Here is a 12,605-nt window from a genome sequence, read left to right on the forward strand (position 1 = left end):
TTTATTCTATCATGAAAATTGTCGAGATTGTGGCGGTCGCACGCACATTTGCGCGAGTGCTAACGGCCAGCAACCGGGCATTATTGGCTGAGGATTTCCTTGGCCTGCTTACAGTCCAATGCGATTTGTGCACTTAACTCTTCAAGGCCATTGAACTTTTTCTCTTCGCGCAGAAAGGCGATAAATTCGACCTCGATTTCCCGGCCGTAAAGATCACTATCAAAGTCAAAGAAATTGGTCTCAAGCAAAGGCGCGTCGGCCCCAACGGTCGGTCGGCGGCCGAAATTTGAAACCGCATCATAGGTCTTGCCATCCACCGTCGCACGGCAAGCATAGACGCCCTGACGCGGCGCAATTATCTCCCCGAGCATCATATTCGCGGTCGGGAAACCAATCGTGCGACCGAGCTTGCGACCTTCTTCGACTGTTGCAACAACAGACCAGGGCCGGCCAAGAATTTCTGCCGCGCGCTGAACATCGCCTTCAAGCAGCGCCTTGCGCACGTCACTTGAGCCAAATTTATCCGCACCGGAACCATTTGAAATTACATCGACGAGCTTAACCTTCAGCCCCAGCTCTTCGCCACGCTCTTTCAACATTTCGCCATCGCCAGCGCGGCCGGCACCAAAACGGAAATCGGCCCCAGCAACCACACCAGCAAGACCAAGTTGCTTTTTCAAAACATCTTCGATGAAATTTCCGGGCGGCATGGTCGCCAATGTTTCGTCGAAGGTCAGCGCATAGACTTCTTTTGCGCTATAACGACGTAACAATGCATCCCGATGCTTTGGCGTCGTCAACAGAAAGGGCGGATCATTCGGCCGGAAATAACGCCGTGGATGTGGATCAAACAAAACAACACCGGGCTCGGCCCCAAAAGATTGCGCAAACTTCGCCGTTTCGTCCAATAGAAACTGATGGCCACGATGGACGCCATCAAAATTCCCTACGGCTGCAATAATCGGTTTTACCACTTTAATGCCTCAGCTGCTGCAATTGCCGTAACGCCAGCCTCGTCAAGTTGAGCCGTAATGGACGCACTATCCGTTGCGCCATTATGTATGCCCCCTTCGCCCGCGATCAACAACACATCTATATCCTGTTTATTAGCACCAAGAATATCGGTTTTAAGACCATCACCGACCGCGAGGATACGGTCTTTCGCAGTCTCGTGACCGCGAATATCATCAATCATCTCTAAGGCGAGATCATAAATCGGTGCATGCGGCTTACCGCCAAAGATCACCTCGCCGCCATATTCCGCATAAATCTCCGCAAGCGCGCCTGCGCACCAGATCATCCGCCCACCCCAATTCACGACGATATCCGGGTTGGCACAGATCATAGGCAGCCCCCGCGCCGCAGCCTGTTGTAACATGGCGCGGTAATCTTCGGGGCTATCATTATGATCGTCCATCATGCCGGTACAGATGATGAATTCGGCCTCGTCGATCGGACGAAAATCGATATCGAGACCATGATAAAGAGCGTCATCTTTTGGTGGGCCAAGACGAAAGGCGGGCGCAGGCAATTTCGCAATAATCGCAGCCCGCGTCGCATCACCTGAGGTCACAATGCCATCAATTGCGTTTTTTGGCAGTCCCAAACGGTCAAGCTGCGCCGGAATAACCGAGGATGGGCGCGGCGCATTGGTCAGGATGATAACCGGCCCGCGAGTTTCACGAAAACGGGTCAACGCGTCGGCAACACCGGGGAACAGCGAAACGCCATTATGGATAACGCCCCAAGCATCGCACAAAAGGGCGTCATAGCGCTCTGCGATTGCGCCAAAAGACGGAATGATCGGTATCTCTTTCACAAGGCATGGGCGATACGGCCATAGGCGCGAGTGGTCAAGCGTAGATCGAGAACCGATCGCCGCAGGATTGGTGCGCCGGCATCGCCGTGACCGGCGCGTAGCGCGCCGGGCTAGGCCGCTTCGTCTTGGGCCGGGTCGGTCATGAACTGGGTTGCGACTTGCGGGACGCCAAACAGCGCGCCCTGCCCATAATCAATGCCCAATTCAAGAATATGCGGCATCTGCGATTCATATTCGATTTTTTCGACGATCAGATCGATGCCGTTATCGTAAAGCGCCTGTTTGAACTGATGAACGCGCTTGCGGCCTTCTTCGCCCGCATTGCTTTCCGCCAGCAACATGGCGCTCGACGCTTTGACAAAGCGGAAGTTCTTTTGGCGCAACGCCGCCCAATCATGGTCAAAGCGGCGGATATGGTCGACGGAAAATGCATAGCCGCGCTTGGCAATTGATTCGAGGTTCGTGCGCACGCGCTCGTGCATCATCTCAACCGCCGGATAGGTGAATTCGAAAACCAACCGGTGCGCCAGATCTTCGTTAGCGTCGAGATAGTCGGTAAAGCGCGTGAAAAAGTCATGATCGAAAATTGTCGCCGGCGACAAGTTACAGAAAATGCGGTGTTGATTGTTGATCGGGTCGAACTGGCGCAATGCCTGGACCGCCCGGAGTAAAATCATATTGTCGATCACGCCAATACGGTTCGCGCGTTCCGCCGCATCAATATAATCGACCGGGCGCAACACATCCCCATCCGCCTTGCGCAGGCGTGAAAACGCCTCGTAACAGCGCAGCTTGCGCTGGGGCAGGCTGACAATGGGCTGAAGATATAAATCGATGCGATCATTCTCGATGGCGTCTTGCACCTCGCCAAGAATTGTCGCGTCGCTCTCATTGACATCCGTTGCTGGTTCAAAGGCCAGCTCTGGTTGCGCTTTCTTTTTCGCAGGTTGGAATTTGTCGACCAAGCCACGGAGCATTTCCAGCTCTTGCTGCGCGCGGCTGAGAGCAAAGCCCGCCCGTGCATGCAGGATGATCGAAACGACCAGCGCTGTCGCCAACCAGATTTCAATTTCCAACTCAAATCCGGTTGCGATGCTAGCAATCAACAAGATTGCGCCGGCGATGCCCGCGGTGAACAGGACGGCCCCGCTATATCGAGAGCTCTTCTGCCGAAAATTCATGTTTACGCCTCGTTTCTGACGATCCATTTCAACGCGTCTCTCCCCTTACGCACTTCAACCCGAACATTTTTAGAAAAAGTGTCTTTATAAGGGCTTAATGGTCCGCGCTGTCTTTAACGGTCCGAAACGAATAAACGCCGGGCATTCAGCAATGCCCGGCGCTTTGATAGCGTTAACGATTTAGCAACAACTCGATTAGAATTGCGCCTCAATCGGATCGATCAGGATTTCGACACGGCGATTTGCCGCCCGGCCATAATCGGTGTTGTTGTCCGCAATCGGCCGCGATTCACCGAAACCAACGGCGCGCAACCGGCCTGGCGCGACGCCTTGGGCCGCCAGATAATTCGACACAGACAGGGCACGGCGCTCAGAAAGTGTCTGGTTATACGCCTCTGGGCCCGTTGAATCCGCATGGCCATAAACACTCACAGAGGTCTTGTTATACTCTTTGAGGACCAGCGCCACTGAATTGAGGGTTTCGTAAAAGCCCGGCGTAATGTCGGACTGATTGGTGCCAAAAGTGATGTCTGACGGCATGTTCAGGCGGATATTGTCGCCCTCACGCGTGACCGAAACCCCTGAATTTGCAAGGCGTTCACGCAATTTCGCTTGCTGGCGGTCCTGATAGACGCCAATCCCGACACCCGCGGCTGCGCCAACACCAGCGCCAATCAGCGCGCCTTTACCGGCATCACCGGCGATGGCACCAACGATTGCGCCTGCCGCCGCACCAGCGGCTGCACCACCGGCACCTGACGTTACTGTGCGGCTTGCCCGTTGCTCGCCCGTATAAGGGTTAGTCGTACAACCGACCGCGAATACAGCGATCGCTCCGATAATGAGTGCTTTCCGCATAAATGTTCTTCCTTTCGCGCCTTGCGCAGACAAAATCCATTCGCTTCTTCCGAATTGGGCTCCAGCGCCCGTCCGGTCACCCGCCAGCTAACACTGGCCCGTGACCGCAATATGGCGTTATTGCTGTTCAGCGAGAATTAAAAACACGTAATTGCGGCAAAAGTTTCGCCGAGAAGTGGCAGGGACGAATTTTCCCTGCAGCGAATCCTAAATTTTCTGAAAAATCATGGCCGAGCAGCCCTTGACGGTTTCGTGATCGCTACCTAAGTCCGCGCTAGCACTCGCACCAAGTGAGTGCTAACAGGCGGCCTGTCCGCCCTGTTTTTGTAATTAATCGGTTGTTTTTATTAACATATCAACCCAGGGAGACGTAAGTTATGGCTTTTCGGCCTCTCCATGACCGTGTGCTGGTCCGTCGTATTGAAGAAGACGCGAAAACACCAGGCGGCATCATTATCCCCGACACCGTAAAAGAGAAACCACAGCAGGGCGAAGTCGTTGCTTGCGGTACAGGTGCTCGTGGCGACGACAACGAAATCGTTCCACTCGACGTTAAAGCCGGCGACAAAATCCTTTTCGGAAAATGGTCGGGTTCTGAAGTCAAGATCGACGGCGAAGACCTGTTGATCATGAAAGAGTCGGACATCCTCGGGATCATCGACTAACCCATTCAATTCAATTTAGGAGACGCATAAATGGCTGCTAAAGAAGTCAAATTCGACGTCGATGCGCGCAACAAAATGCTGCGCGGCGTTGATACACTCGCAAATGCCGTAAAAGTAACGCTGGGCCCAAAAGGTCGTAACGTCGTTATCGAAAAATCTTTCGGCGCACCACGCATCACCAAAGACGGTGTATCGGTCGCAAAAGAAATCGAACTTGAAGACAAGTTTGAAAATATGGGCGCACAGATGGTGCGCGAAGTTGCTTCCCGCACCAATGACGAAGCTGGTGACGGTACAACAACAGCAACTGTTCTTGCTCAGGCAATCGTAAAAGAAGGCGCGAAAGCCGTTGCTGCTGGCATGAACCCGATGGACCTGAAGCGCGGTATTGATCTCGCGGTTTCAAAAGTCGTCGAAGACATCAAAGCACACGCAACGAAAATCGCTTCAACTGACGAAATCGCACAGGTCGGTACGATCTCTGCGAATGGCGAAAAAGAAATTGGCGAAATGATCGCCAAAGCCATGGACAAAGTCGGTAATGAAGGCGTCATCACGGTTGAAGAAGCGAAGTCGCTCGAAACCGAACTTGAAGTCGTTGAAGGTATGCAGTTCGACCGCGGTTACCTTTCACCATACTTCATCACCAATGCTGACAAGATGATTGCTGATCTCGAAGATCCGTACATCCTTCTTCACGAGAAAAAACTCAGCAACCTTCAGTCAATGCTTCCGCTTCTCGAAGCTGCTGTTCAGTCTAGCCGTCCGCTGCTTATCATTGCAGAAGACGTCGAAGGCGAAGCGCTGGCGACACTCGTTGTCAACAAACTCCGTGGCGGTCTGAAGATCGCTGCTGTTAAAGCGCCTGGCTTTGGCGATCGCCGTAAAGCGATGCTCGAAGACATTGCTGTTCTTACCGGTGGTCAGGTCATCTCTGAAGACCTCGGCATCAAGCTCGAAAATGTCACGCTCGACATGCTCGGCACAGCGAAGAAGGTATCGATCAGCAAAGACGATACGACAATCGTTGACGGTTCTGGCAACAAAGCGGACATCGAAGCACGCACAGCGCAAATCCGCCGTCAGATCGAAGAAACAACTTCTGACTATGACCGCGAAAAACTCCAAGAGCGTCTTGCGAAACTCGCAGGCGGTGTTGCAGTGATCAAAGTTGGCGGCGCAACAGAAGTCGAAGTGAAAGAGCGTAAAGACCGCGTTGACGACGCGCTGAACGCGACGCGCGCTGCGGTTGAAGAAGGCATCGTCCCAGGCGGCGGTTCTGCTCTTCTTTTTGCTGCTCGCTCACTCGAAGGTGTTTCTGGCGAGAATGCTGACCAGAATGCTGGCATCAACATCATCCGTCGTGCACTCGAAGCACCGATCCGCCAGATCGTTAAAAACGCTGGTGGTGAAGGTTCGATCGTTGTTGGCAAGCTCAATGAGCAGGACAACAACAAGTTCGGCTTCAATGCGCAGACTGACGAATATTGCGACCTTATCGCTGCGGGTATCGTTGACCCTGCGAAGGTTGTTCGTCACGCCCTTCAGGACGCCGCTTCAGTTGCTGGCCTGTTGATCACAACAGAAGCCATGGTCGCTGACGCGCCGAAGAAAGAAGGCGCACCTGCTGGCGGCATGCCAGACATGGGCGGCATGGGCGGAATGGGCGGCATGGGCGGCATGATGTAAGCCACCCCGCTCTAATCTGTTTTAGTAGCGTAAAAGGAACGGCGGCTCGAAAGAGCCGCCGTTTTTTTCTGCTCTCGAGGGGGGCGAAATTTACCAAGGAGCAGATTCTATTCCGAAGACCTGAATGGTCTCGGCCTGACCGCAAATTCGGTCATCAGCCTGTACGGAGCCGCGCACCAAAACGCGGTCACCATCGTCAAATCCTTCCATATCACCGAGCAAGGTGAACAGATTGCCAGCGTCGTCTCGCAAGGCCGGACATTTCTCGCCTTCATCCGTCAGGATACCGACAATCGCCGCTTGTCCAGCGCTATCAACGCCGCCCGTGGGGCTGGTTCTGACCGGCCCGACATAATCGTCATTGCGGGTTTTGCGGAACCGCGAGAACCAGCCGCGATTATCCTCGCGGCCACGCTCTATTTTCTGAGGCGAACGCGCCGGCATGACAGCGGCATTGTTCCGCTCGCCAATCCGGCTCGACATTCGCCCATTGTCGCGGGTCATCACGCGAACCCGTTCGCTGAATATCGTACGCGGCCCATCTTCGATTGCGGCGACGAATAATGCTGATTGCCCGGTAATGTTTTCAGGCACATCGACATCGATGACAAAGCGGCCGCGCGGTCCACTGCGGACCTCTGAAATTTTCTCCAGCCGATTGCGATTATCGCCGCCATAAATCGCGACGGGCGTATTCGCAGGGAACCCCTCAGCCGCAAGGGTAATCTGGTCATCAAAATAGACACTACGCTGGACCGCAGACATCACCGGCTCACGGCCTGTGGTGGTATTCGGGTTGGCACTTTCAGGGAGGCGCAAACGCTGTCCGCGCTGCAACGATGAAAAATCAACATTGGGATTAGCATTTCTCAGTTCCCACATGCTGACATTATAACGCTGCGCAAGCCATGCGAGGCTGTCGCCATTGCGTACAACATGGGTTCGATTCCCAGTCCGGTTGCCCGCATAGTTGCGCGGGCGCTCACGCGCTTCGATCGCATACGCCTCGGTCATGAAATAGCCGTCATAATTATTCGGGCGCAGACCAAAATAGGCGCGATCATTATTGTAGCTATCGGGCAGGCGCACATATTCATCAATGCGGCCGTCGCCATCGGTTTCAACAATCTTTAGCTTGGTCAGACTATCTCTATCCTGACCAAAGAAAACCGTTACCTGCTCGCCCTGGCGGAAGTTCTCGCCAATCACGCGGATTTTCCCATCACGCGGACCGAGCGCTGGAGAGATTGAGACCAGCGGCGGTTCGTTTTCATAATGGACATAATCGCGGCGCGGGCGCTCAGAGGGCGCTTTGCGCGCATAGTCTGGCAGGTAAATCCGTTGCCCAACCTGCAAGGCATAGGGGTCTATCCGGCCATTCAGGCGGCGAATTTCGCGCAAGGAGACATCAAACTGACGGGCGATTTCACCAAGCGTGTCCCCCCGACGCACCACATAATAGTCACGGTTGCGCCGGTCTGTTTCAATCACGCCTGCTTCGACATAATCGTCGGAATAATCGATATTGCGGTATCGGCGCGACCCTTCGTAAACATTCCCTCTAACATTTGGTATGCGGAGAATTTCACCGGCGGAAACTGAACGCGGGTTACGGATATGTGGATTGGCGTCGATAATCGCTGCCACCGGGACGTCACAATATTCCGCAATGTCGGAAAGTGTCTCGCCGCGCTCAATATTGACGCGCATCTCGCAATCACCATCAACACGCTCTGCGCGGGCATCAGAATATAGTCGGTGCGCCACGCGCGCGCCGTTTATACCGTCGAAGCTGCGGCGCTCGGTGCGATAATTATCGTTATAGCGATTGACGTCATAACCGTAATCATAGGTCTGGTAGCCATCGCTATACCGGAAATCGTCGTGACTGGCGCAAGCGGCTGCGCCCAAGGCAATTGCGCTCGCGCCTAAAATCTTTGCGGCGGTCCGCAATGCACGGCGCGAATTTCGCAAGCGGCCAGCCGGGAATTCGTTATTCATACTACCTTCTCCACAGCGTCGACATGGTTAATGACTTGTTAATCGAACACGATGGGTTGGCTTTTGTTCCGACCTGTGAAACCTCTTAGGTTTCGGTTTTCGCTTGCGTCTTGAACGACGGTTGTGCAGAAGGCCGCTAAGGAAGAACTTATGATTGCTGAACTATTACCGACCTTTATCGCATCATTCGTCACGCTGTTTATCGTGATCGACCCAATCCTTGTGACGCCGATCTTCGCATCACTGACCAAGGACGAACTCCCGCGCGAGCGCCTTCGCATCGCGTTGATGGCGGCGCTTTATTCGATATTGATCCTCGTATTTTTCGGCTTTGCCGGTAATGCGCTCTTACATCATCTGGGTGTGTCGCTAGATGCCTTCCGGGCCGCAATGGGCATAATCCTGTTTATCATGGGCTTTCGCATGTTCTTTGACCCGGACAGCGAAACCCAGGCCAAAACCCCCGGCCCCAAAGCATCAGCACGCGATAATATTGCCTTCTTCCCGCTGGCGATTCCCATGCTTGCTGGGCCCGGCGCGATTGCAACGATTATGCTCGTCATGGGGCCGGACACCGAAATGGTCGAAAAAGGCGCAGCCATGGTTGCCGTGGTGATTGTACTTGCGATCGGTGTATTAATGATGGCGTTCGCCAGCCGGATTGGTGACGTACTTGGCCGTACGGGGATGAATGCGATTACTCGATTGCTCGGTATGCTGTTGATGGCCTTGTCAACGCAATATGTCTTTGACGGCATTCGCGTTGGAATTCTGGAACAGATCAGCGCCGCTTAATTCGCGCGATCTAAAACAGCTTTGGTGCTGGAAAAACCGTTGTCACCGGGGCTCGCACCATAGCGTAGCGTGCCGCCCCGATAGGACGCACCCGAACCATCTCCGGCACAAACAAACCGGCTAACGCGCGGCGCATTGCCTTTCCGGCAAGCCGCTTCCAATGCGCCCAGCGCACCATCGCAGGACGAGGCAATGCTCGCGCCATCGGGCCACCCTTTAGCGGAGCGCCAATCAATGACGGTGACAAACCGCATGCCGCAAACCGATTGCGTAAAAGCCGCTTCGCGGTCGAGCGCTTTTTCTTCTTGCTCCCGCTCACGGATCTCCCGCAGGGATTGCGCATCCGCGGTTGACGACCAGATGCTGACCATCGTCAAGGTCGCCGCGAATAGCGCCGCCAAGAGCCGGGAAGCCAGAAACCGATATGTGAAAACCGCAAGTTGCATAAGAAAATAATGTTCACCCAATGCGGCTCTTTTAAGACGTAAACCTGTCTAAATCCTAACCGGCGCGGCAAAAACCGCGGAATTAAAGCGTTTCTTCGAGGAAATAGCTGATTTTCGACGACGATGGACGGCCATCAATATCTTGGTCCGGGGCATAGGTGATCCGCAAAACCGCGCCATCGAGCGTGACATCGGCGGCTCCGCCGGGGACGAAAGAGACCCTTTTGATGCGCGCCGCAATGACCCGCGCGCCGGTGGGATCGCTGGCGACACTCGCAAGCCCCTTGGCTGCGGTCAGGATTGCGTCCGCCAAGACAGCAGCATTTTGGCCCGGGCCACGGGGAGCGGCGCTAATATCGAATAAAATCGGCGTGCCGGTTTTGGCGCTGATATGGGCCGCAGCACTCTGCGCCCGCATGACCGCCACCTGTCGGCCCTCAAAAATCAGCGACAGGGAATGATCGTCGCCAAAGGATTTCGACGCTGCCGTCCCCTGAATTTCTCCGGGCCAGAACACGGTCGCCCCGCCATAGGCGGCAATCCGCAACAGCGTTTCACCTTCGTCGTTTTTATAGATCACATCGCCCCGTGGGCCACGGATCGCATTGAGCTGATAGATCTCTGGTGAGGGGATATCATCAAGCGCGCAATCAATTCGCTTATCCTCTGCGCCGCACAGAAATTGCACCCGCGCAACCGATCCGCGCTCCTCAAACAGGAACATCCGTCCGTCACCGGCAAGCACGTAGCGCTCAACTGCGCCGGCCGATTGGCGGCGCTCTTCCCGCCGGTCGCGCCGTTTTCCAACAAGGCTGTTAAAAGGGTTATCCGCCTGCGCCAGATGGCTGCGCGGCATCTCCGCACGCGCATCATTACCCTGCCCCGCCACACCAATAAGTGCGAGCAGCGCTATAAGGGAAATGCGTGAAAACAAGCGTGTCAAAATCGGGCCCTATCGGATTAATTCGATCATGAAATATAGGACAGGAATTTGGTGAAAAAATGGCTCTGCGCCCGCCGAAACCGGCGACAGAGCCCGGTAATTTCAGATTAGCTGGCCTTTAGGCCGCGAAATATTGGCCGCCATTTGCCGTCAGGACGGAGCCCGTAATAAATCCGGCTTCATCACCCGCAAGAAACGCAACGCTGGCCGCGATTTCCTCAGGCGTGCCAAGGCGCCCGACGGGGACCTGCGCCACGATGCTTTGCAACACTTTCTCATCGAGCGCAGCAACCATCTCGGTAGCAATATAGCCCGGTGCCACAGCATTTACGGTGACGCCCTTGCGCGCACCTTCCTGCGCGAGCGCACGGGTAAAACCAAGCATGCCGGCCTTCGCCGCTGAATAATTGGTCTGGCCCATCTGGCCCTTTTGCCCATTGATCGACGAGATATTGATGATCCGGCCAAAGCCCCGCTCACGCATGCCGGGAAACACCTGATGGGTCATGTTGAAAACAGAATCGAGATCAGCACGAATAACCTCAGACCACTGACCGGGTGTCATTTTGTGGAAGAACCCGTCACGGGTAATCCCCGCATTATTCACAAGAATGTCCGTTGGGCCCTGCTCGGCTTCGACTTCAGCAACCCCTGCCTTACACGCTTCGTAATCACCAGCGTCCCACTTATAAACGCCGATACCGGTTTCCGCCTTAAACGCAGCGGCGGCATCGTCATTACCGGCATAACTTGCCGCAACGGTGTAGCCTTTTTCCTTTAGCGCGAGAGAAATTGCACGCCCAATCCCCCGCGTTCCACCGGTTACAATTGCTGTCTTTCCCATTTCATTTCTCCCAAATACCGGCTTTAATCCCGGTCATTCTAATCTTTATACGGATCGATAAGCACGCATCCCCACGAACAGTGCCGAAGGTCAAAACCTTCGGCACAGGGATAGTTTACCGCTCTACACAAAGCGCGACGCCCATGCCGCCGCCGATGCATAAAGTGGCCAGACCCTTCGACTTGCCCGAACGTTTGAGTTCATAAAGCAAGGTCGTCAAAATCCGAGCGCCAGACGCGCCGATCGGATGGCCGATCGCAATGGCACCACCATTCACATTCACCTTTGATGCATCCCAGCCGAGCTCTTTCCCAACAGAAAGCGCCTGCGCCGCAAATGCTTCATTGGCCTCAATCAGATCAAGATCATCAAGCGACCATCCGGCTTTTTCAAGCGCAATTCGTGTGGCCGGTGCCGGACCGATACCCATGATCGACGGATCCACGCCGCAATGGGCCCATGACGCGATCCGCGCCAATGGCTCCAACCCGCGCTTCTCCGCTTCCGCTTCGGACATAACGATGAGCGCCGCAGCACCATCATTGAGGCCCGACGCATTCGCCGCCGTAACCGATCCGCCATCGCGTTTAAATGCAGGCTTGAGGCCCGCAATACTGTCGATCGTGACGCCTTCGCGAATATATTCGTCCTGGTCGAATACGATTTCGCCCTTCCGGGTTTTGATAACCACCGGCGTAATCTCGTCGGCAAATTTGCCGGCCTTTTTCGCGGCTTCCGCTTTGTTCTGGCTCGCGACCGCAAAAGCATCCTGATCTTCGCGGCTAATCTCGTATTTATCGGCGAGGTTCTCTGCGGTTTGGCCCATATGGAAATCGTTGAACGCATCCCAAAGCCCGTCGACGATCATTGAATCGACAAAGTTCTTCGGCCCCATTTTCACACCATCGCGAAGATGCGCCACATGCGGCGCGAGCGACATGTTTTCGTGACCGCCCGCAACGACAATATTGGCATCGCCAAGTCTGACCGCCTGCGCCGCCATAGCGACCGCCCGAAGGCCAGAGCCGCAAACCTGATTGATCGTCATGGCAGGCCGCTCTTTGGCAATCCCTGCATTGATACTCGCCTGCCGAGCCGTATTTTGTCCCTGTCCGGCCTGAAGCACGTGCCCCATGATGGTTTCTTCAACGTCTTGGCCCGATAGGCCCGCCCGTTCCATCGCCGCTGCGATCACGGTTTCACCAAGCTTTGCCGCGGGAACCGTGCTCAAGCCACCACCAAAAGAACCGACACCTGTTCGCGCCGCCGAAACGATTACTGCTCCGCTCATAGAGCCTCCTGATTTGCTGTTACGTACCGGCAGAAGCCAATGGTCTTAACCATTTATCCCCCCGTCAGTACTA

12 protein-coding genes are annotated in these 12,605 nt (G+C 54.8%); 3 read left to right on the forward strand and 9 right to left on the reverse strand.

The window, feature by feature from the left end:
* Positions 1-80 precede the first annotated feature (80 nt).
* From ABFZ83_RS11100 to ABFZ83_RS11115, 4 genes are all read right to left on the reverse strand, one after another.
* Positions 81-974 (reverse strand): bifunctional riboflavin kinase/FAD synthetase, encoded by an 894-nt coding sequence (locus ABFZ83_RS11100; RefSeq protein WP_411816620.1) that lies wholly within the window; start codon positions 972-974, stop codon positions 81-83.
* On the reverse strand, positions 968-1,819 hold the full coding sequence (locus ABFZ83_RS11105; protein WP_411816621.1) for a TIGR01459 family HAD-type hydrolase: 852 nt from the start codon (positions 1,817-1,819) through the stop codon (positions 968-970). Before ABFZ83_RS11105 ends, ABFZ83_RS11100 begins: the two co-directional genes overlap by 7 nt.
* 110 nt (positions 1,820-1,929) lie before the next feature.
* On the reverse strand, positions 1,930-3,000 hold the full coding sequence (locus ABFZ83_RS11110) for an EAL domain-containing protein (RefSeq protein WP_411816622.1): 1,071 nt from the start codon (positions 2,998-3,000) through the stop codon (positions 1,930-1,932).
* Between the two features lie 195 nt (positions 3,001-3,195).
* Positions 3,196-3,858, reverse strand: a complete 663-nt coding sequence (locus ABFZ83_RS11115; RefSeq protein ID WP_411816623.1) for an OmpA family protein — start codon at positions 3,856-3,858, stop codon at positions 3,196-3,198.
* Positions 3,859-4,235: 377 nt separating this feature from the next.
* Here ABFZ83_RS11115 and ABFZ83_RS11120 point away from each other — a divergent pair, with 377 nt between their 5' ends.
* Together ABFZ83_RS11120 and groL are read left to right on the forward strand one after the other, a co-directional pair.
* Positions 4,236-4,523, forward strand: a complete 288-nt coding sequence (locus ABFZ83_RS11120; RefSeq protein ID WP_369312495.1) for a co-chaperone GroES — start codon at positions 4,236-4,238, stop codon at positions 4,521-4,523.
* 30 nt (positions 4,524-4,553) lie between these two features.
* Positions 4,554-6,212, forward strand: a complete 1,659-nt coding sequence (gene groL, locus ABFZ83_RS11125) for a chaperonin GroEL (protein ID WP_411816624.1) — start codon at positions 4,554-4,556, stop codon at positions 6,210-6,212.
* A gap of 90 nt (positions 6,213-6,302) precedes the next feature.
* On the opposite strand, the gene ABFZ83_RS11130 is transcribed toward groL, so the two are convergent.
* Positions 6,303-8,213 carry a LysM peptidoglycan-binding domain-containing protein gene (locus tag ABFZ83_RS11130; protein WP_411816625.1) on the reverse strand — a complete coding sequence of 637 codons (1,911 nt, stop codon included), beginning with the start codon at positions 8,211-8,213 and terminating at the stop codon, positions 6,303-6,305.
* A 150-nt stretch (positions 8,214-8,363) separates the two neighbouring features.
* Here ABFZ83_RS11130 and ABFZ83_RS11135 point away from each other — a divergent pair, with 150 nt between their 5' ends.
* On the forward strand, positions 8,364-9,008 hold the full coding sequence (locus tag ABFZ83_RS11135) for a MarC family protein (protein WP_411816626.1): 645 nt from the start codon (positions 8,364-8,366) through the stop codon (positions 9,006-9,008).
* Here ABFZ83_RS11135 and ABFZ83_RS11140 read toward each other — a convergent pair.
* From ABFZ83_RS11140 to ABFZ83_RS11155, 4 genes are all read right to left on the reverse strand, one after another.
* Positions 9,005-9,475, reverse strand: coding sequence for a hypothetical protein (locus ABFZ83_RS11140; protein ID WP_411816627.1), 471 nt, complete (start codon positions 9,473-9,475; stop codon positions 9,005-9,007). The genes ABFZ83_RS11135 and ABFZ83_RS11140 overlap by 4 nt on opposite strands.
* 61 nt (positions 9,476-9,536) lie before the next feature.
* Positions 9,537-10,397, reverse strand: coding sequence for a DUF4908 domain-containing protein (locus ABFZ83_RS11145; protein WP_411816628.1), 861 nt, complete (start codon positions 10,395-10,397; stop codon positions 9,537-9,539).
* Between the two features lie 118 nt (positions 10,398-10,515).
* A complete protein-coding gene (gene phbB / locus ABFZ83_RS11150) occupies positions 10,516-11,241 on the reverse strand; it encodes an acetoacetyl-CoA reductase (RefSeq protein ID WP_411816629.1) in 726 nt (241 codons plus the stop codon).
* Positions 11,242-11,356: 115 nt separating this feature from the next.
* Positions 11,357-12,532: an acetyl-CoA C-acetyltransferase gene (locus ABFZ83_RS11155; protein WP_411816630.1), complete on the reverse strand. Its 1,176-nt coding sequence runs from the start codon at positions 12,530-12,532 to the stop codon at positions 11,357-11,359.
* Positions 12,533-12,605: the final 73 nt, after the last annotated feature.

The organism is Hyphococcus formosus (assembly GCF_046736345.1).
Lineage (GTDB): Bacteria > Pseudomonadota > Alphaproteobacteria > Caulobacterales > Parvularculaceae > Hyphococcus > Hyphococcus formosus.

Coding starts and splice junctions, on each gene's coding strand:
- ABFZ83_RS11110 (WP_411816622.1), bottom strand. CDS start 3,000: ATGAATTTTCGGCAGAAGAGCTCTCGATATAGCGGGGCCGTCCTGTTC.
- ABFZ83_RS11115 (WP_411816623.1), bottom strand. CDS start 3,858: ATGCGGAAAGCACTCATTATCGGAGCGATCGCTGTATTCGCGGTCGGT.
- ABFZ83_RS11120 (WP_369312495.1), top strand. CDS start 4,236: ATGGCTTTTCGGCCTCTCCATGACCGTGTGCTGGTCCGTCGTATTGAA.
- groL (WP_411816624.1), top strand. CDS start 4,554: ATGGCTGCTAAAGAAGTCAAATTCGACGTCGATGCGCGCAACAAAATG.
- ABFZ83_RS11130 (WP_411816625.1), bottom strand. CDS start 8,213: ATGAATAACGAATTCCCGGCTGGCCGCTTGCGAAATTCGCGCCGTGCA.
- ABFZ83_RS11135 (WP_411816626.1), top strand. CDS start 8,364: ATGATTGCTGAACTATTACCGACCTTTATCGCATCATTCGTCACGCTG.
- phbB (WP_411816629.1), bottom strand. CDS start 11,241: ATGGGAAAGACAGCAATTGTAACCGGTGGAACGCGGGGGATTGGGCGT.
- ABFZ83_RS11155 (WP_411816630.1), bottom strand. CDS start 12,532: ATGAGCGGAGCAGTAATCGTTTCGGCGGCGCGAACAGGTGTCGGTTCT.